The organism is Roseateles agri (assembly GCF_034043675.1).
Taxonomy (GTDB): Bacteria; Pseudomonadota; Gammaproteobacteria; order Burkholderiales; family Burkholderiaceae_C; genus KK5.
Window position 1 is genome coordinate 271,060 of sequence record NZ_JAXCLA010000007.1, and the last position, 24,891, is coordinate 295,950.

Here is a 24,891-nt window from a genome sequence, read left to right on the forward strand (position 1 = left end):
TATCGACGGGCCCGAAGCCCCATCAATCAAGCGGGGTCGGCGATCGTTTCGAGGAACGAAAGGATCAGGGGTTATCCCGAGTGGCCGTCAGCTCGGCCGCATAGCTGCGGCTGGCCGCCAGCAGCGAGAGCAGGTTCGGATCGCGCTCGCGCGTGCGCAGGAAGCAGACGACGACGCGCTGCAGCTTGTGCTGGCGCGGGCGCATGTCCAGCATCTGCACGCCGGGCGGCAGCACGTCGCGCACGCGGCCGGGCAGCAAGGTGCAGCCGATGCCGCCGCTGACGAGGTTCATCAGCGAGAAGATGTCGCCGGTGGTGATCGTGACGCTGGGCTTGAAGCCGGCGTTGGCGAAGGCTTCGTCGAAGCGCGAGCGGGTGACGAAGCCGTCGCTGAGGGCGACGAAGCGCTCGTCGCGGCAGTCGTGCAGGTCCACGCTGGCCAGGCCCGCGAAGCGCGAGCCCGCGGGCGCGGCGAAGAACAGGTCGTCCTCGAACAGCAACTGCGATTCGAGGTCCGGCGCGTCGACGGGCTGACCCATCAGCGCGGCGTCGATCGCGCCGTCGCGCAGCTTCAGCAGCAGATCGGCGTTGGAGGCCAGCACCAAGTCGGTATCGATGTCGGGCTTGCGCAGCTTCAGCCCGCGGATCAGGGCCGGCACGATGCGGCTGGTCAGCGAATAGAGCGAGCCGATGCGGATGCGGTCGGCCGCGTAGCCGGCGATCTCGCGCGTGGAGCGGATGCCCTCGGCCATCGTGCGCAGCACCTCGCTGCCGACGTCGGCCAGCGCGTGGGCGGCATCGGTGGGCAGCAGGTTGCGGCCCTCCAGGCGGAACAAGGTGCAGCGCACGCCGGTCTCCAGCGAATGCAGCGCGCGGTGCACGCTGACGGCGCTTAGGCCCAGCTTCTCGGCCGTGCGCCCGAGGCTGCCGGCTTCCATGAAGGCCAGCAGGATCTCGAGCTTGCGGAAGGTGATGTCTTCGTCGATGTGGAAGGTCATGGGGCCGCATCCTATGCCGCCGCGCCCGGCTGGCCCGAAATACTGTATAAATAAACAGTATGCCAAAGTCATCTTTCCGGCCGGTCGACAAGAGCCGGCCGCTCTACCTCCAGCCCGAATCGATGCGGGGCCGCGGCAGCGCCTGGGTGATCGCGCACCGCTTCGAGAACGCGGCGCGCGAGCAGTTCGACGATGGCTGGGGCTCGCTGGACCAGACGGCCAGCGAGGAGCACCTGCCGCCCGCCACCGAGATCCTGGAGGAGCGCGCCAAGAGCATCCTGTCGACCAACCAGTCGCCGGACATTTCCTTCGAGCAGTCGATCAATCCCTATCGGGGCTGCGAGCACGGCTGCATCTACTGCTTCGCCCGGCCGACGCACAGCTACCTGAACCTGTCGCCGGGCCTCGACTTCGAAACCAAGATCGTCGCCAAGGTCAACGCCGCCGAACGGCTGCGGGCTGCCTTCGCCAGCCGGCACTACGAGCCGCGCTCGCTGTGCCTGGGCACCGCCACCGATGCCTACCAACCGGTCGAGCGCCGGCTGGGCATCACGCGGGGCATCGTCGAGGTGCTCAGCGAGTGCTCGCATGCCTTCTCGCTGGTGACCAAGTCCAGCGGCGTCGAGCGCGACCTGGACCTGATCGTGCCGATGGCCGCGCAGCAGCTCGTCTCGATCTACGTCTCGATCACCACGCTGGAGCCCGATCTGGCGCGCATCCTGGAGCCGCGCGCGGCCGCGCCGCACCGGCGGCTGCGCACGGTGAAGACCTTGGCCGAGGCGGGCGTGCCGGTGGGCGTCAGCGTGTCGCCGCTGATCCCGTTCATCAACGAGCCCGAGCTGGAGCGCATCCTGGAGGCCGCCACCGAGGCCGGCGCGCGCACGGCCTTCAGCATCCCATTGCGCCTGCCCTGGGAGGTGAACCCGCTGTTCCAGGACTGGCTGCAGCGGCACTTCCCCGACCGCGCCGCGCGCGTGATGGCGCGGCTGCACGACATGCGCGGCGGCAAGGACAACGACGCCCGCTTCGGCACCCGCATGACCGGCGAGGGCCTGTGGGCCGAGCTGATGGCGCAGCGCATGCGCAAGGCCTGCGCGCGGCTGGGCTTGAACCGCGAGCGGATCTGGCTGGACCTGCGGCGCTTCAGGCGGCCGGAGCCGCCTTCACGCCAGTCTGCCAAGGCCGACAAGGTCGACCCAGGGCAGGGCGAGCTGTTCTGAGCCGGCGGTTCAGTGCTTGGTGGTGCAGGACGCGAGCAGGTCCTGCTCGGGCTTGTACAGCGCCGTCTGCACGCCCATGAAGCCCAGCACCGTGTGGAACAGGTTGTCGTGCGAGGCCGGCTGATCCAGCTTGGCCTTCAGGCAGTCAGTCACCGGGGCCAGGTCTTGCCCTAGCCACAGCACCATCGGCACGTGCTTCTGCTCCTCCGGTGCCACGGCGTAGGGCACGCCGTGCAGGTAGAGGTTGTTCTCGCCCAGCGATTCGCCGTGGTCGGAGACGTAGTACATCCGCGTGGCGAAGTCCTTCTCGCGGCCCTGCAGCCAGCCGATCGCGCTGGCGAGCACGTGGTCGGTGTAGGCGATCGAGTTGTCGTAGCCGTTGACGACCTGTTCGCGCGGGCACTGCTGCAGCGCGTTGGTCGTGCACTCGGGCATGAAGGGCTTGCGGTCCGGCGGCGAGCGCTTGTAGTAGGCGGGGCCGTGGCTGCCCATCTGGTGCAGCACCAGCACGACGCCGCGCTTCGCGCGCTCCGGGTCCAGCGCGGCGAGCCGTTCGTCCAGGCCGTGCAGCAGCGACATGTCCAGGCATTCCTCGCCGTCGCACAGGCCCGCGGGCAGCGCCGGCGCGCCCTCGGGCAGCTTGGCGGTGGGGCTGTTCGGCACGCGGTCGCAGATGCCCTTGCAGCCGCTCTGGTTGTCCACCCACAACACGGCCAGGCCGGCGCGCTGCAGCACGTCCATCAGCGTTTCCTGGTCGTTCTTCTGCTTGACGAATTCCTCGCGGCCCAGCGGCGAGAACATGCAGGGCAGCGAAGCGGCCGTGCTGGTGCCGCAGGATGTGGCCTTGCTGAAGTTGAGCACCGGCAGCTTCGCCAGCTCGGGCGTGGTCGGCCGCGAGTAACCATCCAGTGCGAAGTTCGCTGCGCGCGCGGTCTCGCCGACGACCAGCAGCAGCAGCGGCGGCTTCGTTCCCGCCGGGCGGGACGCCAGCTTCGCGTCCGCGCCGATCACCTGCGGCGGGCCCTTGGGCTTGGCGCCGGAGCGCGCGGCCACAGCTGCGAGCGAGTAGAACGCGTTGACCGGCGTGATCATGTAGCGCATCGTCGGGTAGCTGCGCATCGTGGCAGCGAAGTCGGCGAAGGTGGCGAGGATCAGCAGCGCGCTGACGACGATGCCACCGACGAAGCCGATCAGGTTCCAGCCGAGCCGCCGCGGCCACAGCGTCTGCGTGAGCTTGAGGCGCCAGATCACCAGCAGCGGCAGGCCGGCCAGCACGAGCAGTGAAGCCGCCAGGCGCAGGTTCAGCAGGTCGCGCGTCTCGCGCGCATCGGTCTGCAGCGTGTTGATGACCATCGTCGGGTCCATCACGATGCCGTAGCTGCCGATGAAGTAGGCCAGCGCCGCGGCAGCCAGCAGCACGACCGTCAACACCGGCTTGATCGTCGCCCGCCAGGCGAACAGGCTCAGCAAGCCGCCCTGCAGCGCCACGACGAAGGCGCAGAACACGCCGATGAACAGGTGGCCGCGCGCGTTGTCGAGTTCGGGCAGCGAGGCCAGCTTCTGCCACAGCGGCCAGTTGCACAGCAGGCCCATCCAGAGCGAGGCCAGCCAGGCGATCGTGAGCGGGGATTTCAGCGGAGGGAGGCGCATGCGTCGGACCGGGGTTCGAGAAGTGGGCGATTGTGGCTCAGCACCGGGCATGAAAAAGCGCCATGCCCGGCCGGGTCATGGCGCTTGAACGTTTCGTTATGCAACGAACGGTTTACTTGAACAGATCCTTGACCTTGTCGGTCCAGCTCTTGGCGTTCGGCGAGTGCCGGTCGCCGCCTTCGCGGAAGCTCTTGTCCAGGTCCTTCATCAGCTTGCGCTGGTACTCGGTGAGCTTGACGGGCGTCTCGATCGCGATGTGGCAGTACAGGTCGCCCGGGTAGCTGGAGCGCACGCCCTTGATGCCCTTGCCGCGCAGGCGGAAGGTCTTGCCGTGCTGCGTGCCTTCGGGCAGCTCGATCTCGGCCTTGCCGCCCAGGGTCGGCACCTCGATGCTGCCGCCCAGCGTGGCCGTGGTCAGGCCGACCGGCATCGTGCAGTGCAGGTCGTCGCCGTCGCGCTCGAAGATGTCGTGCGGCTTCATCCGGATCTCGATGTAGAGATCGCCCGGCGGGCCGCCGTTGACGCCCGGCTCGCCGTTGCCGGCGGAGCGGATGCGCATGCCTTCGTTGATGCCGGCCGGTATCTTGACTTCCAGCGTCTTGCTCTTCTTGACCTTGCCCTGGCCGTTGCAGGTGGTGCAGGGCTCGGGAATGATCTTGCCGGTGCCGTGGCAGTGCGGGCAGGTCTGCTGGATCGAGAAGAAGCCCTGGCGCATATGCACCGTGCCCGAGCCCTGGCAGGAGCCGCAGGTCTTGGCGCTGGTGCCAGGTTTTGCCCCCGAGCCCTTGCAGGTCTCGCAGCTTTCCCACGAGGGGATGCGGATCTGCGTTTCCTTGCCCTTGGCGGCTTCCTCCAGCGTGATCTCCATCGCGTAGCTGAGGTCGCTGCCGCGGTAGACCTGCTGGCCGCCGCCGCCGGCACGCCGGCCGCCGCCCTGGCCGCCGAAGATGTCGCCAAAGATGTCGCCGAAGGCCTCGGCGAAGCCGCCGAAACCTTCCTGGCCCGGGCCGCCGCGGAAGCCGCCCGCGTTGGGGTCGACGCCGGCGTGGCCGTACTGGTCGTAGGCCGCGCGCTTCTGCGCGTCGGAGAGCATCTCGTAGGCCTCCTTGGCCTCCTTGAATTTCTCTTCGGCGGCCTTGGCGCCTTCACCCTGATTGCGGTCAGGGTGGAACTTCATGGCCAGCTTGCGGTAGGCCTTCTTGATCTCGTCCTCGGGCGCGTTCTTGGCGACGCCGAGGACTTCGTAGTAGTCACGCTTTGCCATTTTTGGCCTTCGCAGCTTTCCGGGTTTCCCTCTCCAACGGAATCGCCGCGCCAGGCCTTTTGACGGGCCTCGACGCGGCGTTCGGACTCTATCGGGCCGGCCTTACTTGGTGTCCTTGACTTCCTTGAACTCGGCGTCGACGACGTTGTCGTCATCCGCAGGCTTGCCGGCCGGGGTCGCCTGGGGCTGCTCGGCACCCGCTGCGGCTGCAGCGGCTGCTTGCGCACCCTGCGTCTCGGCATAGACCTTCTCGCCGAGCTTCTGGCTGGCAGCCATCAGCGCTTCGGTCTTGGCCTCGATGTCGGCCTTGTCGTCGCCCTTGATCGCTTCCTCGGTGTCCTTCAGCGCGGCCTCGATCTTTTCCTTGTCGCCAGCCTCGAGCTTGTCGCCATGCTCCTGCAGCGACTTGCGCACGCTGTGGACCATGCCGTCGGCCTGGTTCTTGGCGGTCACGAGTTCGACCTTCTTCTTGTCCTCGGCGGCATTGGCCTCGGCGTCCTTCACCATCTTCTCGATCTCGGCTTCGGAGAGGCCCGAGTTCGCCTTGATGGTGATCTTGTTTTCCTTGCCGGTGCCCTTGTCCTTGGCGCCGACGTGCAGGATGCCGTTGGCGTCGATGTCGAAGCTCACCTCGATCTGCGGCGTGCCGCGCGGTGCCGGCGGGATGCCTTCGAGGTTGAACTCGCCGAGCGACTTGTTCGCCTGGGCCAGCTCGCGCTCGCCCTGGTAGACCTTGATCGTCACGGCCGGCTGGTTGTCGTCGGCGGTGGAGAAGGTCTGGCTGAACTTGGTCGGGATCGTCGTGTTCTTGGCGATCATCTTGGTCATCACGCCGCCCAGGGTTTCGATGCCCAGGCTCAGCGGGGTGACGTCCAGCAGCAGCACGTCCTTGCGCTCGCCGCCCAGGACCTGGCCCTGGATCGCGGCGCCCACGGCCACGGCTTCGTCAGGGTTGACGTCCTTGCGCGGCTCCTTGCCGAAGAACTCCTTGACCTTCTCCTGCACCTTGGGCATGCGGGTCATGCCGCCGACCAGGATCACGTCGTCGATGGCCGAGACCGAGACGCCGGCGTCCTTGATGGCCGTGCGGCAGGGAGCGATCGTGCGCTCGATCAGCTCGTCCACCAGCGACTCCAGCTTGGCGCGGGTCAGCTTGACGTTCAGATGCTTCGGGCCGGTGGCGTCGGCGGTGATGTAGGGCAGGTTGACGTCGGTCTGGCTGCTGTTGGACAGCTCGATCTTCGCCTTCTCGGCCGCTTCCTTCAGGCGCTGCAGGGCCAGCACGTCCTTGGTCAGGTCGACGCCCTGGTCCTTTTTGAACTCGCCGATGATGTAGTCGATGATGCGCTGGTCGAAGTCTTCGCCGCCCAGGAAGGTGTCGCCGTTGGTCGACAGCACTTCGAACTGCTTCTCGCCGTCGACGTCCGCGATCTCGATGATGGAAACGTCGAAGGTTCCGCCGCCGAGGTCATAGACGGCGATCTTGCGGTCGCCCTTGCCGTGCTTGTCCAGGCCGAAGGCCAGGGCCGCGGCGGTGGGCTCGTTGATGATGCGCTTGACGTCCAGGCCGGCGATGCGGCCGGCGTCCTTCGTCGCTTGACGTTGGGCGTCGTTGAAGTAGGCCGGCACCGTGATCACGGCTTCGGTCACTTCCTCGCCGAGATAGTCCTCGGCGGTCTTCTTCATCTTGCGCAGCACTTCAGCGCTGACCTGCGGGGGCGCGAACTTCTTGCCGCGCACTTCCACCCAGGCGTCGCCGTTGTCGGCGGCAGCGATCGTGTAGGGCATCAAGTCGATGTCCTTCTGCACTTCCTTCTCGGTGAACTTGCGGCCGATCAGGCGCTTCACCGCGTACAGCGTGTTGCGCGGGTTGGTGACCGACTGGCGCTTGGCCGAGGCACCGACGAGGATCTCGCCGTCTTCCTGGTAGGCAATGATCGACGGGGTCGTGCGAGCGCCTTCGGCGTTCTCGATCACGCGCGTCGTGTTGCCTTCCATGACCGCCACGCACGAGTTCGTGGTGCCGAGGTCAATGCCGATGATTTTTCCCATGTTCTGCTCCTTGGATCTGTGGAATTCGATGTTCTTAAGCTGTGGATAACTCGCCCTGTTTCAAGGCGGTCAAGCGTGCATTTATTTGGGCGCGGCCACGGTAACGAGGGCCGGACGCAGCGTGCGGTCGGCGATCGAATAGCCCTTTTGCAGCACGGCCACGACCGTGTTGGCGTCCTGCTCGGCGGGCACCATGCTGATGGCCTGGTGCTGGTGCGGGTCGAACTTTGTGCCGGCTGGCGGGTTGATCTCCAGCACCTTGTTGCGCTCCAGCGCGGCGGCCAGCTGGCGCTTGGTGGCGTGGACGCCTTCGAGCACCGTCTCGACCTTGGTTTCCGGGGCGGTGGTGGCCGACACGATCGCGGCTTCCATGCTGTCCATCACCGGCAGCAGCGCTTCGGCGAACGATTCGACGGCGAACTTGCGCGCCTTGCTCATGTCCTCGTCGGCACGGCGGCGGGTGTTCTCGACCTCGGCTTTGGCGCGCATGTAAGCGTCCGACATCTCGGCCAGGCGGGCTTCCAGCGTGGCGATCTGGCTTTCCGGGGGCGCTGCGCTGGCGGCGTCAGGCGCCTCTGCGTGGTCGGCGGGCGTCGCGGCGGATTCGGGATTCGTGTTGTCTGTCGTCATGATTCGGAACGGCAAGGAAAAGCAATGCCAAAACGGGCGATCCGCCCCATGTAGGCTTGATGCCCCGCTTTTCAAGAGGGGGAATTTGAAACTTTTTTACCGGGATTTCCCGCGGTGCTATGAGCCGGGGATTATCTCAATCGATCTCGGCGCTCCAGCGGTCGCCCCAGTCGGCGAGGCGGCGGCGGTCCTGCTTGGTCGGGCGGCCCTGGGTGATCGTCTGGGCCGGCTCCGGCGCCATGCGGCGCTGTTCGGCCGCCTTCTCGCGGGCGGCCACGCTGGCGGCCGTTTCCTCGTACAAGGCCTGAGCCTGCGGCGCCGGTCCGCGCACGTGCGAGAGCCCGCGCACGACGACTTCGCGCTGGATCACGCCCTGGCGCAGCTGCACGACGTCCCCGAGCTTCATGTCGCGGGAGGCCTTGGCCGCCTGGCCGTTGATCGTCACCCGGCCCTTGCCGATCTCCTCGACGGCCAGCGCGCGGGTCTTGTAGAAGCGCGCAGCCCACAGCCATTTGTCCAGACGGAGTCCGTCGCTCATGGCGCCCAGCCTTGCAGGTGCTTCTCAGCCACGGCCACCAGGGCGCGCATGCCCGGCTCGCTGTCGTTGAGGCAGGGGATGTAGCCGAAGCGCTTGCCGCCGGCCACGATGAAGGCTTGCCGGGCTTCCTGGTCGATCTCTTCCAGCGTTTCCAGGCAGTCGGCGGCGAAGCCGGGGCAGATCACGTCGACCGAGGCAATGCCTTCCTTGGCGAGTCGGACGAGGCTGGGCTCGGTGTAGGGCTCCAGCCACTTCGCCTTGCCGAAGCGGCTCTGGAAGGTGACGAGGAACTGCTCGGCCTTCAGGTTCAGCGCCTGGGCCAGGCGCAGGCCGGTCTCCAGGCACTCGGCGTGGTAGGGGTCGCCGAGCGTGGTGGTGCGCGCAGGCATGCCGTGGAAGCTCATCACCAGGCGCTCGGGCTGGCCGTTGGCCTGCCAGTGCCGGCGCACGCTGTCGGCCAGCGCGTTGATGTAGGCCGGCTCCCCGTGATAGCGGTTGACGAAGCGCAGCTCGGGCAGTGCACGGGTCTTCAGCACCCACTGGGCGATGGCATCGGTGACGCTGCCGGTGGTCGCGCCGCAGTACTGCGGATAGGCGGGCAGCACCAGCACGCGCTCGATGCCTTCGGCGCGGAGTTGGTCGAGCACGCTGCCGATGGCGGGGCTGCCGTAGCGCATCGCGTAGCGCACGGTGAGGCGGTGGCCGCGTTCACCGAGGAAGCCCTGCAGCAGCTTGGCCTGGCGTTCGGTCCAGACCTTCAGCGGCGAGCCCTCGGGCATCCAGACCGAGGCGTACTTGGCGGCGGATTTCTTCGGCCGCGTGCGCAGGATGATGCCGTGCAGGATCGGCAGCCAGGCCAGCCGCGGGATCTCGACGACTCTCCGGTCGCTGAGGAACTCGGCCAGATAGCGGCGCAGGGCGGGGGCGGTCGGTGCGTCGGGCGTGCCGAGGTTGCACAGCAGCAGCGCCGTCGTGGGCGCCGCGGTATCGGGAGGATTCGTCATCGGCGGGAGCGCGACTGGCCCAGTGCCAGCGGTTCGGTGTCGGCGAAGTGGAGCACCTCGAAGCGCACCGTCGGCGAGGCCAGTTCGCTGGGCGGGCTGCCCAGGCCGATCGCGCCGCTGCCGTGCAAGGTGCAGCCGCCGCGCTTCAGGCTGACGATCTCGCCATCGGCACCGAAGCGCACGAAGGTGCCGTTGTAGGAGAGGTCGGTGATCGAGAAGCTACCGCCATGCCATTCGATACGGGCATGCGAGCGGGAGACGCGCCCGTCGGTGATGCAGTAGGTGGCCTGCACGCTGCGGCCGAGCACGACGGGCATGCTGTCGATGTCGAACACGCGGTCCAGGTCCAGCCAGACGAGGCGGATGCCGTCGGGCTCGGTGCTGTGGACGACCTCGCCGAACTGCGTGGCCGGCTGGTCGCCGACGCTGGGCTTGTCCAGCACATGCACATGGACCGGCTCGGCACGGCCGCGCACGGCGATCAGGTCGAGGCTGCGGAAGCGGTTCTTGAGCTGGCTGGGCAGGCCGGCCAGGACTTCGTCGGTGATCAGCGTCTCGTTGTCGCTGGCGTGGTCGAGCAGGCGGGCCGCCACGTTGACGGCATCGCCGAAGCAGTCACCGCCCATCTCCACGACTTCGCCTCGCGCCAGCGCCACCTGCATGCGCAGGCCGCGCAGGCCCGGCGAAGACTGCCGCTTGCCGCGCGAGACGACCTTTTCCAGGAAGTCATGCATGCGGGCCGCGGACTTCACCGCGTCGCGCGGCGACGAGAACACGGCCATCAGCCCATCGCCCAAGGTCTTGATCAGCCTGCCGCCGCATTCATCCACGGCGCGGCCGATCTGGCTTACCGCATGCGTGACGACGGCGCTGGCTTCGGCGTTGCCCAAGGTCTCGTAGAGGCCGGTGCTGCCGCGCAAGTCGGCAAACAGAACGGTCAACTCACGGATTTCGGTCATGGCGCGGAGTCAGGCGTGGGGGTGTGAAACTTTTCACAGTGTAGCGGGGCATCCCCGGGATCATGGGGTGAAGGATGCGGGCACGAAGTGCCAACAAGTTGTCGTTCCGCGTCGGCGGCCACCGGAGTCGCGGGATGCGTGCATGCAGGCCTCCTCGGACACTGCGGTCTCGATTCAAGACAGACCGAATTCAGAAGGCCTTTCATGCAGCGCTTGTTCACCATTGCCGGCATTGCCGCCCTTGCCTTGAGCGTGGCTTCCGCCGCACACGCGGATGCCGTCATGCTTACCGGCACTTCGCTGGGCGCCGATGTGCAGACCCAGCTCTACAGCAAGTCGGGCCAGTTGCTGGATCAATCGAGCTGGGCGGGCCCGCTGACGCTGACCGTCGGCACTGGCGCGTCGAAGCAGACCATCACCACCTTCTGCGTGGAGTACGACGCCTTCATCTACATGGGTCAGCAGTACACCGATTACAAGGTCGCGCCGGTGGGCTCCGCCCACGGTTTCACGGCTGCGCAGGATCTCGACCTGCGTCGCCTGTTCACGCTGGCCGGCGTGATCGATACCGACGTCAAGGCAGCCGCGGCGCAGTTGGCTACCTGGGAAATCATGCAGGACTCGGGCCTCGACCTGGGGGCCGGCCGCTTCACGGCCAGCCGCAGCACCAGCCGTACCGCTTCCGAGGGCGATCTGGCGCTGGCGCAGGCGAGCACCTGGCTGGATGAACTGGGCACGGTGAGCGTGACCGACGTGCAACTGACCAAGTACTACAGCCCGACCGGGCAGGACCAGATGCAGGTCACTTTGCTGCAGAACGTGCCGGAGCCGGGCAGCCTGAGCCTGGCGGGTGCGGCGCTGGCGGCCGCGCTGGGCGTGCGCCGCCGCCAACGCAAGTAAGCGAGGGCTGAAAAAGAACAAAGGGCCGGAGAATCTCCGGCCCTTTGTCATTTGCGGAAACCTTTTACAGGTTGTCCAGATACGTACGCAGCTTGTCCGAACGGCTCGGGTGCTTCAGCTTGCGGATCGCCTTGGCTTCGATCTGGCGGATGCGCTCGCGGGTGACGTCGAACTGCTTGCCGACTTCTTCCAGCGTGTGGTCCGTGCTCATCTCGATGCCGAAGCGCATGCGCAACACCTTGGCCTCGCGCGGGGTCAGCGAGTCGAGGATGTCCTTCACCACGTCGCGCAGGCCGGCCTGCATGGCGGCTTCGATCGGCGCGGTGTTGTTGGTGTCCTCGATGAAGTCGCCCAGGTGGGAGTCGTCGTCGTCGCCGATGGGGGTTTCCATCGAGATCGGCTCCTTGGCGATCTTCATGATCTTGCGGATCTTGTCCTCGGGGATCTCCATCTTCTCGGCCAGCGTCGGGGCGTCCGGCTCGTAGCCGAACTCCTGCAGATGCTGGCGCGAGATGCGGTTCATCTTGTTGATCGTCTCGATCATGTGGACCGGGATGCGGATCGTGCGGGCCTGGTCGGCGATCGAGCGGGTGATCGCTTGGCGGATCCACCACGTGGCGTAGGTCGAGAACTTGTAGCCGCGGCGGTATTCGAACTTGTCCACCGCCTTCATCAGGCCGATATTGCCTTCCTGGATCAGGTCGAGGAACTGCAGGCCGCGATTGGTGTACTTCTTGGCGATGGAGATCACGAGGCGCAGGTTGGCCTCGATCATTTCCTTCTTCGCGTCGCGGCTGGCCTTCTCGCCCTCGTTCATCTTCTTGTTGATGTCCTTCAGGTCATCAATTGGAACGACGGCCTTGGCCTGGATGTCGATCAGCTTCTGCTGCAGTTCCTGCACGGCCGGCAGGTTGCGGCTCAGCACGGCGGAGTAGGGCTTGCCGGCGGCGACTTCCTTCTCGGCCCACTGGCGGTTCAGCGCGTTGGGCGGGAAGGTCTTGATGAAGTGCTCCTGCGGCATGCCGCACTTGTCCACCACGATCTTGCGCAGTTCGCGCTCGTAGCGGCGTACGTCATCCACCTGCGAGCGCAGGATGTCGCACAGCTTCTCGATCGTCTTGACGGTGAAGCGGATCGTCATCAGCTCCTGGCTGATCGCCTGCTGGGCCTTGTTGTAGTTGGCCGACTTGTAGCCGTCCTTCTCGAAGGCCTTGCGCATCTTGTCGAAGTTGCCAGCCAGGCTGTCCAGCTTCACCAGCGCGGCGTTCTTCAGCTCTTCCAGCTTCTTGGTCAGTGCCTTGGAACCGCCGTTGCCGTCGTCGTCGTCTTCCTCGTCGAACTCGTCAAAGTCTTCTTCGGCCACGTAGTCGTCCGCCTCGTCGGCGGCGACGAAGCCGTCCACGACTTCGGAGATCTGCATCTCGCCGGCGCGGATCTTGGTGGAGAACTCGAGGATGTGCGCGATCGTCGTCGGCGAGGCCGAGATGGCCAGCATCATGGCCTGTAGGCCGCCTTCGATGCGCTTGGCGATTTCGATTTCGCCTTCGCGAGTCAGCAGTTCTACCGTGCCCATTTCGCGCATGTACATGCGCACCGGGTCGGTCGTGCGGCCGAATTCGGAGTCGACGGTGGAGAGCGCGGCTTCGGCGGCTTCTTCGGCTTCTTCTTCGGTCGCCGTGGGCGAGGAATTGCCTTGGATCAGGAGCGTGGCGGCGTCAGGGGCCTGCTCGTAGACGGCGATACCCATGTCGTTGAGCATCGAGATGATGGCTTCGAGGATTTCCTCGTTGACCAGCTTCTCGGGCAAGTGGTCGTTGATTTCCTGATGGGTCAAGAAACCACGGGTCTTGCCCATCTTGATGAGCGTCTTCAGCTCGTGGCGGCGCTTGGCGGCTTCCTCTTCGGTCAGCGCCGTTTCCTCCAGGCCGAACTCGCGCATCAGCGCGCGCTCCTTGGCGCGGCTGACCTTCATGCGCAACGGCTTGGCCTTGGGCGTGACTTCGGCGGTGGTTTCCTCCGCAACGACGTCGGCTTCCGGCTCGCCTTCCAGATCCTCTTCCAGATCGGACAGGTCAACGTCTTCCGTGTCGGCGCTCGCGGCGGCAGCCTTGCCGGACTTCTTCGTCGCTGCTGCCGTCGTCTCGGCCTTCGGCTTGCGGCCGCGCTTGGGCTTGTCCTCGACGGCCACCTCCGTCGATGCCACGCTGGGCGTCTTCGCCGCGGCCTTGGAAACCCGGACGACCTTGGCGGTCTTCTTGGTTTCGTCGGCTTCAGGAGCGGTGGTTTTCTTGGCGGTCATGCAGGCGATCCTCGGAAGGTTGGCGTCGAGCGGCGACGAGGGGGAAACAAAAATATTTTTGAGCGGCCAATGCAGCAGCCACCTGGGGCCGTTTACTGCGCAATGCTTTGCACTTGCGGAGCTCGGCCCAGGCGGCTCACCTTGTCGAAGCTGAGGGTCAACCCGGCCGCTTCAAGGCGTGGCGCGTGCAAGCTGGCGTGAACGTTTGTGTTTGCAAGCCTTGGCGGATAGAAGTGGCCGCTTGTGCGGGGCCCAGTGTTCTGCTGGGGGGCCGGGTCCGGAAGTGCTTGCCGTTACTCTTGACGCGCGCGGAAACCCTTAATTATAGACTGGAACAACAGACAAATCGAAGCGATGTCATGTTGCTATCGTAGCGAGCGCTTTTAAACCGTTGATTTCCAAGCGCAGCGCCTGGACGTGGCGAAGATTCTCTGGATCTTGGCTGAGACGTGCTGCTTCGGTTTCCAGATCGGCGATCCGCAATTTGCGAACGGCGATCCGCAGAATCTCCAAGGACATGTCCTGCTGGGCGTGCACGCTCTGAAGCAAGCGCTTGGCAGGCTCCGCATGCGCGGTTTCCGCCAGCGCGACTTCCAGCACGGCCCAAGGTGTGGCGCCGTGTTCGGTCAGATACCAGTCAAGCCAGGCGAGGATCTCGTCGAAGGGGCTGTCCAGCCCGAATAGTGTGAGGTGCTCCTCCTGGCTCAGCAACTCCCACCATTGGCTGTTGAGCAGCAGCATGGTCAGCGCGTGTTCAGCCTGACCGACCGGTCGCTTACGAGGCATGCCTAGTGTTTCGTCCTCGGGCTGGCGGCCCTTCCATTTGCCGCCGCCGCTGGGCTTCCAGTCCTTCTTCCACTCGGTCTTCTTCTTCCAGGGCCGCGCTGCGGGCGTGCCATAGGGGTCGGGCGGGGCCTCGGCGGCGTAGTCGATGTCGCCGTGCGGGATGTCGTCGTAGGGAATGTCGTCGCGACGCGGCGGGCGCTCGGCGGCACCGGAGGGCCACAGCGCCATCAATTCCTGCTCGGGCAGCTGCGCGCGGCGCGCCAGTTCGCCCAGCAATTGGCGCTTCAGCAGGCCGGCGGGCAGGGCGCTCCACAGCGGTCGCGCGTTGGCAAGCATTCGGGCACGGCCCTCGGCGGTGCCGAGATCGCAGCCTTCGGCCGAGGCATCCATCAGCTGGCGCGATAGCGGCACGGCATCTTCGACGTAGTGCTCGAAGGCCTCGGCGCCGAATTCGCGCACATAGGAATCCGGATCATGCTCGGTGGGCAGGAACAGGAACTTGATGCTGCGCGTGTCGGTGGCGTGCGGCAAAGCGGCCTCCAGCGCGCGGCCGGCGGCGCGGCGGCCGGCGGCATCGCCGTCGAAGCTGAAGACGACCGATTCGGTGAAGCGGAACAGCTTCTGCACGTGCTCAGCCGTGCAGGCGGTGCCCAGTGTGGCGACGGCATTGCCGAAGCTGCTCTGCGCCAGCGCGACGACATCCATATAGCCTTCGACGACCAGCGCGTAGCCGCGCTGGCGGATGCCGGGGAGGCCTTCGAACAGGCCGTAGAGCTCCTGGCCTTTGTGGAAGACCGGCGTCTCCGGCGAGTTCAGGTACTTGGGTTCGCCCTTGTCGAGCACGCGGCCGCCGAAGCCGATCGTCTCGCCACGGACATTGCGGATCGGGAACATGACCCGGTCGCGGAAGCGGTCGTAACGCTTGCCCTCGTCGCCCTCAATGACGAGGCCGGATTCGACCAGCTTCGGGTCCGCGTAATCAGGGAAGGCGCTGGCCAGCTTGTTCCAGCCGTCCGGCGAGAAGCCGAGGCCGAACTGCTTGGCGATCTGGCCGGTCAGGCCGCGGTTCTTCAGGTAATCGATCGCCCGCGGGGCTTTGCGAAGCTGGGCTTGGTAGTGCTGCGCGGCGCGTTCGAGCAGCTCGGTCAGGCTGGCCTGCCGCGCTTTCTGCTCCTGGGCGCGGGCGCGTTCCTCGGCCGAGCGCTCGTCCTGCGGCACCTGCATGCCGGCCTGTTGAGCCAGGTCTTCCACCGCCTCGACGAAGCCGGCGCCGGTGTGTTCCATCAGGAAACCGATGGCGTTGCCGTGCACGCCGCAGCCGAAGCAGTGGTAGGTCTGCCGGCTCGGGCTGACGATGAAGCTGGGCGATTTCTCGCCGTGGAAGGGGCACAGGCCCTTGTGGTTGATGCCGGCCTTCTTGAGCTCGACATGACGACCTACCACCTCGACGATGTCGAGGCGGGACAGCAGGTCCTGGATAAAGCCGGGTGGGATCACCCTCTCAGTTTAGGGCTTGCCGGCGCGGCCCCGGGTTGGTGCTGTCCAGCCAGGGCGAGCGCGAGAAGGCCTCGACCCAGCCCGGCACGTCGGCGGCCGGCATGGCTGCGGCGATGCCGTTGCCCTGGCCTAGCTGGCAACCCAGGCGCAGCAGCGCGCGGGCGTGGGCGGCGGATTCGACGCCTTCGGCGATCACCTCGGCTCCGAAATGCCGCGCCAGGCCGATCACGCCTTCGACCAGTGCCATGTCCTGGGCGTCGGTCAGCATGTGCTGGACGAAGGAGCGGTCGATCTTCAGGGCGTCGACCGGCAGTTTCTTCAGGTAGGTCAGCGTGGAGTAGCCGGTGCCGAAATCGTCCAGCGCGAAGCGCACGCCGAACGTGCGGCAGCGCTGGATCAGCTCGTGCGCGGCCTGCACATCGGCCAGCGCCGCCGATTCGAGCACTTCCAGGCTCAGATACGGCGCCACGGGTCGCTGGTGCCGGGCGATCAGCTCCTGCAGGCGCTGGGCGAAGTCCGGTGTCTGCAACTGGCGGGCGGTGACGTTGACGCTGACCTCCAGCCCCAGACCCTGTTCCAGCCATAGGGCGACCTGCTTCAGGGCCTGCTCGATCACCCAATCGCCAATCTGCACGGCCAGGCCGGTGTGCTCGACCAGCGGCAGGAACTCGCCCGGCGCCAGCAGGCCGCGCTCCGGGTGCTGCCAACGCAGCAACGCTTCCATGCCCAGCACGCGGCCGGACTGCATGTCGATCTTCGGCTGGAAGTGCAGCCGCAGTTCCTCGTCGTCCAGGGCCTGCTGGATGCGCGCCAGCTCGATCAGGCTAGCCTCGTCGCGCAGCCGCTTGGCCGTGTCGAAGAAGCGGTAGCCGTTGCGGCCGGCGTGCTTGGCGCGGTAGAGCGCATGGCCGGCATGGCGCAGCAGGGTCTCGGCGTCGGCGTCATCCTGCGGGTACAGGGTGGCGCCGATGCTGGCGGTGATCTCGGCCGCGGCTTCGTGCCTGCCCGACTCCAGCGACTCCAGCGGGTAGGGGGCGCGCAGCACGTTCAGCAGGCGGGCCACGGCGCGCTGCGCCTCGTCGGCATCGTGGACGCGCAACATCAGCGCGAACTCGTCGCCGTCCAGCCGGGCGACGGCATCGGCCCAGCGGCGGCCGCCCTGGGCGCCGCGCAGCGCGGCCTCCAGCCGCTTGGCGGCCTGGATCAGCAGGGCGTCGGCAGCGGCGCTGCCTCGTTGAGCATTGACCTGCTTGAAGCGGTCCAGGTCGACGCGGCAGACCGCCAAGCGCATCGGTTCCGGCGCGCTCATGGCGGCACGCAGCATGCGGATGAATTCGCCGTGGTTGGGCAGGCCGGTCAAGGGGTCGAAGCGCGACTCGCGATCCAATTGCTGCTGCTGGCGCAACTGGCGGGTCAGGTCGACCAGGGTGACGACGTGGAAGCGCGTCGGGCCGTCCGGCTCTGGAATCGTGGAGATGCTCAGTTGCAGCACGCAGGTCGAACCATCCGCGCGCGTCGTGGAGACGCAGCCCCGCCAGTCATCGCCGGCCCGCAGCACCGCATGCAACTGACTCAGATCGTGTCCAGCCTGCTTCACCGATTCGGGCCGCAGCGGTGCCGCGAGGCGCCCCAGCAACGCCTCGCGCGTCACGCCCAGCATGCGGCAACAAGCCGGGTTGGCATCCAGCGCGCGCAGTTCGAGGTCGGTCACCATCACGCCTTCCTGCAGGTGCTGGAACAGGCCCGCACTGATGCGCTCACGCTCGGCGGCGGTGTACTGCAAGGTCACGTCGGACAGCCGGCTGACCAGTTGCGAGGCCTGCCCCTGCCGGTTGCGCCGCAGCACGCGCGCATGGAGTTCGCAACGCCGCCAGCCGGCTTCCGTGCGCAGCCTCAGCGTCCCGCGGTATTCATCCTGCGGGCTGCCGGCAAGCAGCAGTGCATGGATGGCGCCGCGGGCCGCTTCGCAGTCCAGCGGGTGCGCGGCCGCATCCAGCCACGCGCTGGGCGTCGACGCCTCTTGTGTCGACTGGCCGGTCATCCGCTGCCAGGTGGGCGAAGCCTTGGCCTTGCCCATCGGGCCGGTGCGTACGCGCTGCCACAGCGCGACGCCGATGTCGGCGCTGTCCAGCAGATCCTGCTGCTGGCGCAGGTCCCGGCGCAGTGCAAACAGGGCCCAGGCGAGCAGCGGTACGAGGCAGAGGGCGAGAGGCAGCGCGATCAGCGACCCGTGCCCGGCTGGCCGCCAGCCCTGCAAGGGATCGGCCGCGCCGGCGCCGAGCCAGAGGGCGGCGGCGCCGAGGGCCAGCGTCAATAGCAGGACGGGAGATCGGGCGGTGTGCTGCATGGATCGATCAAGCCGGATGTGCGTGCCACAGCACGGCTGGCGTCGCTCGTCAATCGGGCAGGGAGGCTTGTGGCGAAAAGGAGTTACAAGATGTTAGCAGCCGCATATTGATGAACGGCTAGCGATTCACCCGAGGTTCGCCCATGAAAAAGGCCACCGATTGGTGGCCTGATTGCTTTGCAGCAGTAGTTCGAGGGTCAGACGTGGAAATCTTCGAGTTTCGCGCCGCCGGAAATTGCCGCCTTGAGCCACTTCGGCTGCAGGCCGCGGCCGCTCCAGGTTTCACCGGTGGCCTTGTTGCTGTACTTGGCTGCAACCTTCGAAGTTTTTACCGCTTTCGGTGCGCGCATGCTGAGATCGGCGACGGTCAGTCCATATTCGGCCATCAGCGATTTCACCTTGGCAACCGCTTCACCACGCTCGCGGTCTTTCGTTTGGGCGATTTGTTCGTCAAGGGCGGCCCGCTGGGCCAGGAGGTCTTTCAATGATGCCATCTGTGCAATCCTCGCAAGCAATGGTTCCGACCGGTTGTCGACGCTTTGATTATAGGCACGACTTAATCGGAGATTCCAGCGGAGATATTAACGGTTTTTGGCATTCATCCAACGTCGGGGTATCGGCAAATACCCTCTGAATACTCGGCCGCGCCTGGTTCAGGCTGCCGGCGGCACGTAGCCGGCCGGCTGCTCGGCCCCGCCGCCGAAGAAGAATTGCTCCATCTGGCGGGCCAGATACTGCCGTGCCCGCAGGTCCGCGAGATTCAGGCGGTTCTCGTTGACCAGCATGGTCTGGTGCTTCATCCAGGCCGCCCAGGCTTCCTTGCTGACGTTTTCATAGATGCGCTTGCCCAATTCGCCGGGGTAGGGCGCGAAGTCCAGGCCATCGCCTTCCTTCTTCAGATAAACACATTGGACGGTGCGTGCCATGTCGAAACCTCTTCTGTTCTCGGTAATCAAATGAATCAATGAATGAAAGCAGGCCGTTCAGGCCAGCCGCTTGACCAACACCTGCGAGCGCCGATCCCAGTTGTATTTGCGCTTGCGTTCCTCGGGCAGCCATTCGGGGTCGACCTGCTGGAATCCCCGCTTGATGAACCAGTGCATCGTGCGCGTCGTCAGCACGAATATGCTGCTCAAACCCATGGCCTTGGCGCGCTGTTCGATACGCTTCAATATCCGGTCGCCGTCGCCCTGGCCTTGCACTTCGGCATGCACGGTCAGCGCCGCCATTTCCGCGGTGCGTGCCTCGACATACGGATAGAGCGCCGCACAGCCGAATATCACGCCGTCGTGCTCGATCACCGTGTAGTGTTCGATATCGCGTTCGATTTCGGTCCGGTCGCGTTTCACCAGCGTGCCGTCGCGCTCGAAAGGTTCGATCAGGCCGATGATGCCGCCGATATCGTCGGGCGTGGCCTCGCGCAGGCTTTCGAGTTTCTCGTCGACGACCATCGTGCCGATGCCATCGTGCGTGTAGACCTCTTGCAGCAGCGCGCCGTCGGCGATGAACGGGATGATGTGCGAGCGCTCCACGCCAGCCTGGCAGGCCTTGACGCAGTGGCGCAGGTAGAAGGCCCATTCGGTCGGCTTCGGCGCCTCGGTCATCTTGTCCAGCAGGCGCTGGGCGTCGGCCAGGGCAAGCTCGGTATCGATCGCACTGTCCGGGTCGCTGATGTCTTCCGGCACGCCGGGCACCTCGCAGACGAACAGCAGCTTGTCGGCCTGCAATGCGATGGCGGTGCTGGTCGCCACGTCTTCCATCGTCAGGTTGAAGGCCTCGCCGGTCGGCGAGAAGCCGAAGGGCGACAGCAGCACGATCGCGCCGGTGTCGATCGCGCGCTGGATGGCCGCCGCGTCGACCTTGCGGACCAGGCCGCTCTGCTGGAAGTCCACGCCGTCGACGATGCCGACCGGGCGTGCGGTGAGGAAGTTGCCCGAGACCACGCGCACCGTCGAGTTGGCCATCGGCGTGTTCGGCAGCCCTTGCGAGAACGCGGCTTCGATCTCGAAGCGCAGCTGGCCGGCGGCCTCCTGCGCGGCGTCCAGCGCCACCTCATCGGTGATGCGGACGCCATGGCTGTAATGCGAGCTGTGGCCCTTGGCCTTCAGCTGTTCGTCCACCTGCGGGCGGAAGCCGTGCACCAGCACGATCTTGATGCCCATCGCGTGGAGGATGGACAGGTCCTGCACGAAGGCGTTGAGCTTGTGCGCCGCCACCAGCTCACCCGGCATCCCGACCACGAAGGTCTCACCTCGGTACGCATGGATATAGGGCGCGACGGAACGGAACCAGGGGACAAAGGTGTGCGGGAAGACGAGGCTCATGGGGCGGAATTGTGCCGCAGCCTCTCTGGCGGCATCGACGGCACTTGTTTCCACCATTCAGGCGCGAGAGTATTGCCGTCCCCCAACCCAAGACGGAGACAAACCATGGACGTGATGAAGACTCACGGCGCTTTCAGCTGGTCGGAGCTGATGGCCACCGACCCTGCCAAGGCCGCCGAGTTCTACGGCAGCCTGTTCGGCTGGAAGATCGAGGAGATGCCGATGCCCAACGGCACCTACCGGGTGGCCAAGGTCGGCGACACGCCGGTAGGCGGCCTGATGTCCTGCCCGGACGGCTCGATGCCGCCGATGTGGGGCGTCTACGTCACCGTCGACGACGTGGATGCGGCGATCGCCAAGTGCACCTCGCTGGGCGGCAAGGTGCTGATGCCGCCGATGGAAGTGCCGGGCGTCGGCCGCATGGCCGCGCTGGCCGATCCGCAGGGCGCGGCGTTCAGCGTCATCAAGTACACCGAGCAGGCGAGCTGACATCTGGGGCGCGGATAATCCGCGCTCCGTGAAAGATTCTTCCCCTTCCAAGCCTCCCCGCGGCCCGGTTCCGGCGAACCCGCTGCCCCCGATCACCTTCCCCGAGTCGCTGCCGGTCTCCGGCCGCCGCGACGAGATCGCGCGCGCGCTCGAGGAACACCAGGTCATCATCGTCTGCGGCGAGACCGGCTCCGGCAAGACGACCCAGTTGCCCAAGATCGCGCTGGCGCTCGGCCGTGGCCGCGCCAACACCGGCAAGCTGATCGGCCACACCCAGCCGCGCCGCATCGCGGCCAGCAGCGTCGCCAAGCGCATTGCCGAGGAACTGAAGACGCCGCTGGGCGAGATCGTCGGCTACAAGGTCCGCTTCCAGGACCGGCTGCAGCCCGGCGCCAGCGTCAAGCTGATGACCGACGGCATCCTGCTTGCCGAGACGCAGACCGACCCGCTGCTGAAGGCCTACGACACGCTGATCATCGACGAGGCGCACGAGCGCTCGCTGAACATCGACTTCCTGCTCGGCTACCTGCGCGAAGTGCTGCCGCGCCGGCCGGACCTGAAGGTCATCGTCACCTCGGCCACCATCGACGCCGACCGCTTCGCCAAGCACTTCGAGTCGGCCAAAGGCCCGGCGCCGGTGCTGATGGTCAGCGGCCGCACCTTCCCGGTGGAGCAGCGCTACCGGCCGTTCGAGGAATCGCGCGAGTACGACGTCAACGATGCGATCTGCGATGCCGTCGACGAACTCTGGCGCGAGGGCTCGGGCGATGTGCTGGTCTTCCTGCCCGGTGAGCGCGAGATCCGCGAGGCCGCCGAGGCGCTGCGCAAACACCACCCGCCCGGCGTCGAGGTGCTGCCGCTGTTCGCGCGCCTGTCGGAAGCCGAGCAGAACCGCGTCTTCGAGCCGCACGGCAATCGCCGCATCGTGCTGGCTACCAACGTGGCCGAGACCTCGCTCACCGTCCCCGGCATCCGCTATGTGATCGACCCGGGCCTGGCTCGCGTCAAGCGCTACAGCTACCGCAACAAGGTCGAGCAGCTGCAGATCGAGAACATCAGCCAGGCCGCGGCCAACCAGCGCGCGGGCCGCTGCGGGCGGGTCAGCAACGGCATCTGCATCCGTCTCTACGAAGAGAAGGAATACAACGAGCGCCCGAAGTTCACCGACCCCGAGATCCTGCGGAGCTCGCTCGCCGGCGTGATCCTGCGGATGAAGGCGCTGCACCTAGGCAATGTCGACGAGTTCCCCTTCATCGAACCACCGCCGCGCAAGGCCATCGCCGACGGCTACCAGCTGCTGCAGGAACTGGGCGCGGTGGATGACCAGAACGAGCTGACTCCGCTGGGCGGCGAGCTGTCCAAGCTGCCGCTGGACCCGCGCGTCGGCCGCATGATCCTGGAGGCCCGCAACCGCGAGGCGCTGACCGAGGTGCTGATCATCGCCAGTGCGCTCAGCGGGCAGGACGTGCGCGACCGCCCGCTGGAGCAGCAGCAGGCCGCCGACGAGAAGCACAAGAAGTTCGACGACGAGAAGTCGGAGTTCATGGGCTACCTGAAGCTGTGGAAGTGGCTCGGTGAATCGCGTGGTGGCGAGGGCGAGCACAAGCTCAGCAACCGCAAGCATGAGCAACTGCTGCGCGACAACTTCGTCTCCGTACGCCGCGTGCGCGAGTGGCGCGACATCCATTCGCAGCTGCACACCGTTGTCGCCGAGCACGGCTGGCGCATGAACGGCAGCCCGGCAACCTACGAGCAGGTTCACCTGTCGATGCTATCGGGTCTGCTCGGCAATATCGGCCTGAAGAGCGACGAGGACGACTGGTACCTCGGCGCGCGCGGCATCCGCTTCTATCGCCACCCGGGCGCGCACCTCTCCAAGAAGCCCGGCCGCTGGATCGTGGCCGCCGAGCTGGTGGACACCACGCGCCTGTTCGGTCGCGGCATCGCCGCCATCGAGCCGCAGTGGCTGCCCGGCATCGCCGGCCACCTGATCAAGACCCAGCTCGCCGAGCCGCACTGGGAGAAGAAGGCCGCCGAGGTGATCGCGCTGGAGCGCGCGACCCTGTACGGCATCGTCATCTACAGCAACCGCCGGGTGAACTTCGGCAAGGTCGATGCGTCGGCGGCACGGGAGATCTTCATCCGCGAGGCGCTCGTCAACGGCGAGTGGGACACCAAGCTGCCCTTCCTGGCGCATAACCAGAAGCAGATCGCCAAGGTCGAGGAGATGGAGCACAAGTCGCGCCGGCAGGACGTGCTGGTCGACGATGAGCTGATCTACGCCTACTACGAGCAGCAACTGCCGGCCGACGTGGTCTCCGGCGCCAGCTTCGAGCGCTGGTACCGCCACGCCGCCAAGGCCGAGCCCAAGCTGCTGTTCCTCAGCCGCGACGAGCTGATGCGCCACGAGGCCGCCGGCATCACCAGCAATGCCTTCCCGAAGACGATCCGCCTCGGCGGTGTCGACTGCACCGCGACCTACCTGCACGAGCCCGGCGACGCCAAGGACGGCCTCACCGTCACCGTGCCCATCTATGCGCTGAACCAGGTCAGCGACGAGCGCTGCGAATGGTTGGTGCCCGGCATGCTGGAGGCCAAGGTCACGGCCTTCCTGAAGAGCCTGCACCAGAAGCCGCGCGCGCGGCTGGTGCCGCTGCCGGACTTCGTCGCCGAGTTCATCGAGCTCAATCCCTTCGCGCAGGGCAGCCTGCTCGAGGTGCTGCTGAGGGCCGTCAAGGAGCGCACGCAGCTTGCGATCCAGCGCAACGACTTCAAGCTGGAGCAGATCCCGGCTCATCTGTTCATGAACTTCCGCGTCGTGGACGAGCACGGCCGGCAACTGGGCCTGGGCCGCAACCTGGCCGCGCTGAAGGCCGAACTGGGCAGCCAGGCGCGTTCGGCCTTCCAGGCGCTGGCGGCGCTGAAGCTGCCCGCAGCCGCGGCTCCGGCGGTACCGACTGCGGCCGCACCGGCGGGCGTCCAGGTCGTCAAGGCCAAGCCCGCCGCGCCCGTCAAGGACAGCGCCACCGCCTACACCGCCTGGACCTTCGGCACCCTGCCGGAGTTGATGGAAGTGAAGAAGGGCGCCCAGACCCTGATCGGCTTCCCGGCCTTGATCGACCGCGGCGCGCACGTCGAGATCGAAGTCTTCGACGAACCCGAGGTGGCCGCGGCCAAGCACCGGCTGGGCCTGCGCCGCCTGGTGGCGCTGCAGCTGAAGGAGCCGCTGAAGTACCTGGAGAAGAACATCCCGGACCTGCAGAAGATGTCCGTGCTCTACATGGGCCTGGGCACGGCGGAGGAACTGCGCGAGCAGATCATCGGCGTCGCGCTGGATCGCGCCTTCCTGGCCGATCCGCTGCCGGGTGACGAGTTCGCCTTCAAGGCGCGTCTGGAGGAAGGCCGCGCGCGCCTGAACCTGATTGCCCAGGAGGTGGCCCGCCAGACCGGCGCGGTGTTGCAGGACTACGCCGCCGCCGTGCGCAAGCTCAAGGACGCCCGCGCGGCCAAGGATGTAGCCGACGACATCTCCGCGCAGCTCAACCGGCTGGTGCCGAAGATCTTCGTCGTCGCCACGCCCTGGTCGCAGTTGCAGCACGTCACCCGCTACCTGAAGGCCATCGTCGCGCGGCTCGACAAGCTGCGCGCCGACGCGGCCCGCGACACGCGGCTGATGGCGGAACTGAAGCCGCTGGAGCAGCGCTACACCCGCCGGCTGATCGAGCTGAAAGGCCAGCAGGATGCCCGGCTGGCCGATTTCCGCTGGCAACTGGAGGAATTGCGCGTCAGCCTGTTCGCCCAGGAGCTGCGCACGCCGCAGCCGGTCAGCGTCAAGCGGCTCCAGAAGGTCTGGGACCAGATGACGGCTTGAGGCTGCCGCTGGAGCATTTAGTTACAAGGAGGGGCTTTGCGTTAAAACCTGGGCGAATGCCGTA

Annotated in this window: 18 protein-coding genes; 4 read left to right on the forward strand and 14 right to left on the reverse strand. The window is 66.5% G+C overall.

Features of this window, described 5'->3' with window-relative positions; translation table 11 throughout:
• Positions 1-64: 64 nt before the first annotated feature.
• Positions 65-997, reverse strand: a complete 933-nt coding sequence (locus tag SNE35_RS21655) for a LysR family transcriptional regulator (protein ID WP_320425095.1) — start codon at positions 995-997, stop codon at positions 65-67.
• 59 nt (positions 998-1,056) lie between these two features.
• Between SNE35_RS21655 and SNE35_RS21660 the strand changes: the two genes are divergently transcribed.
• Positions 1,057-2,217, forward strand: coding sequence for a PA0069 family radical SAM protein (locus SNE35_RS21660; RefSeq protein WP_320425096.1), 1,161 nt, complete (start codon positions 1,057-1,059; stop codon positions 2,215-2,217).
• A gap of 9 nt (positions 2,218-2,226) precedes the next feature.
• Here SNE35_RS21660 and SNE35_RS21665 read toward each other — a convergent pair whose 3' ends face one another.
• From SNE35_RS21665 to SNE35_RS21695, 7 genes are all read right to left on the reverse strand, one after another.
• Positions 2,227-3,867: a phosphoethanolamine transferase gene (locus SNE35_RS21665; RefSeq protein ID WP_320425097.1), complete on the reverse strand. Its 1,641-nt coding sequence runs from the start codon at positions 3,865-3,867 to the stop codon at positions 2,227-2,229.
• A gap of 112 nt (positions 3,868-3,979) precedes the next feature.
• Complete coding sequence (gene dnaJ / locus SNE35_RS21670; RefSeq protein WP_320425098.1) at positions 3,980-5,131, reverse strand: molecular chaperone DnaJ; 1,152 nt, start codon at positions 5,129-5,131, stop codon at positions 3,980-3,982.
• A gap of 102 nt (positions 5,132-5,233) precedes the next feature.
• Positions 5,234-7,183: a molecular chaperone DnaK gene (gene dnaK, locus SNE35_RS21675; RefSeq protein ID WP_320425099.1), complete on the reverse strand. Its 1,950-nt coding sequence runs from the start codon at positions 7,181-7,183 to the stop codon at positions 5,234-5,236.
• Positions 7,184-7,264: 81 nt separating this feature from the next.
• Complete coding sequence (gene grpE, locus SNE35_RS21680) at positions 7,265-7,813, reverse strand: nucleotide exchange factor GrpE (protein ID WP_320425100.1); 549 nt, start codon at positions 7,811-7,813, stop codon at positions 7,265-7,267.
• Between the two features lie 136 nt (positions 7,814-7,949).
• Positions 7,950-8,351, reverse strand: coding sequence for an RNA-binding S4 domain-containing protein (locus SNE35_RS21685; RefSeq protein WP_320425101.1), 402 nt, complete (start codon positions 8,349-8,351; stop codon positions 7,950-7,952).
• Positions 8,348-9,355, reverse strand: a complete 1,008-nt coding sequence (gene hemH / locus SNE35_RS21690) for a ferrochelatase (protein ID WP_320425102.1) — start codon at positions 9,353-9,355, stop codon at positions 8,348-8,350. The genes SNE35_RS21685 and hemH overlap by 4 nt, the downstream gene beginning before the upstream one ends.
• Entirely contained in the window at positions 9,352-10,314 is a 963-nt protein-coding gene (locus SNE35_RS21695; protein WP_320425103.1) for an adenylate/guanylate cyclase domain-containing protein, read from the reverse strand. Before SNE35_RS21695 ends, hemH begins: the two co-directional genes overlap by 4 nt.
• Before the next feature lie 204 nt (positions 10,315-10,518).
• Here SNE35_RS21695 and SNE35_RS21700 point away from each other — a divergent pair, with 204 nt between their 5' ends.
• Positions 10,519-11,214, forward strand: a complete 696-nt coding sequence (locus SNE35_RS21700; protein ID WP_320425104.1) for a PEP-CTERM sorting domain-containing protein — start codon at positions 10,519-10,521, stop codon at positions 11,212-11,214.
• Between the two features lie 64 nt (positions 11,215-11,278).
• Here SNE35_RS21700 and rpoD read toward each other — a convergent pair whose 3' ends face one another.
• From rpoD to argA, 6 genes are all read right to left on the reverse strand, one after another.
• A complete protein-coding gene (gene rpoD, locus SNE35_RS21705; protein ID WP_320425105.1) occupies positions 11,279-13,513 on the reverse strand; it encodes an RNA polymerase sigma factor RpoD in 2,235 nt (744 codons plus the stop codon).
• Between the two features lie 357 nt (positions 13,514-13,870).
• The gene (gene dnaG / locus SNE35_RS21710; RefSeq protein WP_320425106.1) at positions 13,871-15,796 is read right to left on the reverse strand and encodes a DNA primase; all 1,926 of its coding nucleotides are present in this window, start codon (positions 15,794-15,796) and stop codon (positions 13,871-13,873) included.
• A 4-nt stretch (positions 15,797-15,800) separates the two neighbouring features.
• Entirely contained in the window at positions 15,801-18,143 is a 2,343-nt protein-coding gene (locus SNE35_RS21715) for a putative bifunctional diguanylate cyclase/phosphodiesterase (RefSeq protein WP_320425107.1), read from the reverse strand.
• 197 nt (positions 18,144-18,340) lie between these two features.
• Positions 18,341-18,637 (reverse strand): H-NS histone family protein, encoded by a 297-nt coding sequence (locus SNE35_RS21720; RefSeq protein ID WP_320425108.1) that lies wholly within the window; start codon positions 18,635-18,637, stop codon positions 18,341-18,343.
• A gap of 159 nt (positions 18,638-18,796) precedes the next feature.
• A complete protein-coding gene (locus tag SNE35_RS21725) occupies positions 18,797-19,069 on the reverse strand; it encodes an oxidative damage protection protein (RefSeq protein ID WP_320425109.1) in 273 nt (90 codons plus the stop codon).
• 57 nt (positions 19,070-19,126) lie between these two features.
• On the reverse strand, positions 19,127-20,467 hold the full coding sequence (gene argA / locus SNE35_RS21730; RefSeq protein ID WP_320425110.1) for an amino-acid N-acetyltransferase: 1,341 nt from the start codon (positions 20,465-20,467) through the stop codon (positions 19,127-19,129).
• Positions 20,468-20,572: 105 nt separating this feature from the next.
• On the opposite strand from argA, the gene SNE35_RS21735 reads away from it, so the two are divergent.
• Both SNE35_RS21735 and hrpA read left to right on the forward strand, forming a co-directional pair.
• Positions 20,573-20,956 (forward strand): VOC family protein, encoded by a 384-nt coding sequence (locus SNE35_RS21735; RefSeq protein WP_320425111.1) that lies wholly within the window; start codon positions 20,573-20,575, stop codon positions 20,954-20,956.
• Between the two features lie 82 nt (positions 20,957-21,038).
• Positions 21,039-24,827, forward strand: a complete 3,789-nt coding sequence (gene hrpA, locus SNE35_RS21740) for an ATP-dependent RNA helicase HrpA (RefSeq protein WP_320425307.1) — start codon at positions 21,039-21,041, stop codon at positions 24,825-24,827.
• Positions 24,828-24,891: the final 64 nt, after the last annotated feature.

Excerpts from the sequence above, each read along its gene's own strand:
- argA (WP_320425110.1), bottom strand. The coding sequence starts at position 20,467 with ATGAGCCTCGTCTTCCCGCACACCTTTGTCCCCTGGTTCCGTTCCGTC.
- SNE35_RS21685 (WP_320425101.1), bottom strand. The coding sequence starts at position 8,351 with ATGAGCGACGGACTCCGTCTGGACAAATGGCTGTGGGCTGCGCGCTTC.
- SNE35_RS21735 (WP_320425111.1), top strand. The coding sequence starts at position 20,573 with ATGGACGTGATGAAGACTCACGGCGCTTTCAGCTGGTCGGAGCTGATG.
- SNE35_RS21660 (WP_320425096.1), top strand. The coding sequence starts at position 1,057 with ATGCCAAAGTCATCTTTCCGGCCGGTCGACAAGAGCCGGCCGCTCTAC.
- grpE (WP_320425100.1), bottom strand. The coding sequence starts at position 7,813 with ATGACGACAGACAACACGAATCCCGAATCCGCCGCGACGCCCGCCGAC.
- SNE35_RS21720 (WP_320425108.1), bottom strand. The coding sequence starts at position 18,637 with ATGGCATCATTGAAAGACCTCCTGGCCCAGCGGGCCGCCCTTGACGAA.
- SNE35_RS21700 (WP_320425104.1), top strand. The coding sequence starts at position 10,519 with ATGCAGCGCTTGTTCACCATTGCCGGCATTGCCGCCCTTGCCTTGAGC.
- SNE35_RS21695 (WP_320425103.1), bottom strand. The coding sequence starts at position 10,314 with ATGACCGAAATCCGTGAGTTGACCGTTCTGTTTGCCGACTTGCGCGGC.
- dnaJ (WP_320425098.1), bottom strand. The coding sequence starts at position 5,131 with ATGGCAAAGCGTGACTACTACGAAGTCCTCGGCGTCGCCAAGAACGCG.
- SNE35_RS21665 (WP_320425097.1), bottom strand. The coding sequence starts at position 3,867 with ATGCGCCTCCCTCCGCTGAAATCCCCGCTCACGATCGCCTGGCTGGCC.
- dnaK (WP_320425099.1), bottom strand. The coding sequence starts at position 7,183 with ATGGGAAAAATCATCGGCATTGACCTCGGCACCACGAACTCGTGCGTG.
- hemH (WP_320425102.1), bottom strand. The coding sequence starts at position 9,355 with ATGACGAATCCTCCCGATACCGCGGCGCCCACGACGGCGCTGCTGCTG.
- rpoD (WP_320425105.1), bottom strand. The coding sequence starts at position 13,513 with ATGACCGCCAAGAAAACCACCGCTCCTGAAGCCGACGAAACCAAGAAG.
- SNE35_RS21715 (WP_320425107.1), bottom strand. The coding sequence starts at position 18,143 with ATGCAGCACACCGCCCGATCTCCCGTCCTGCTATTGACGCTGGCCCTC.
- SNE35_RS21725 (WP_320425109.1), bottom strand. The coding sequence starts at position 19,069 with ATGGCACGCACCGTCCAATGTGTTTATCTGAAGAAGGAAGGCGATGGC.
- SNE35_RS21655 (WP_320425095.1), bottom strand. The coding sequence starts at position 997 with ATGACCTTCCACATCGACGAAGACATCACCTTCCGCAAGCTCGAGATC.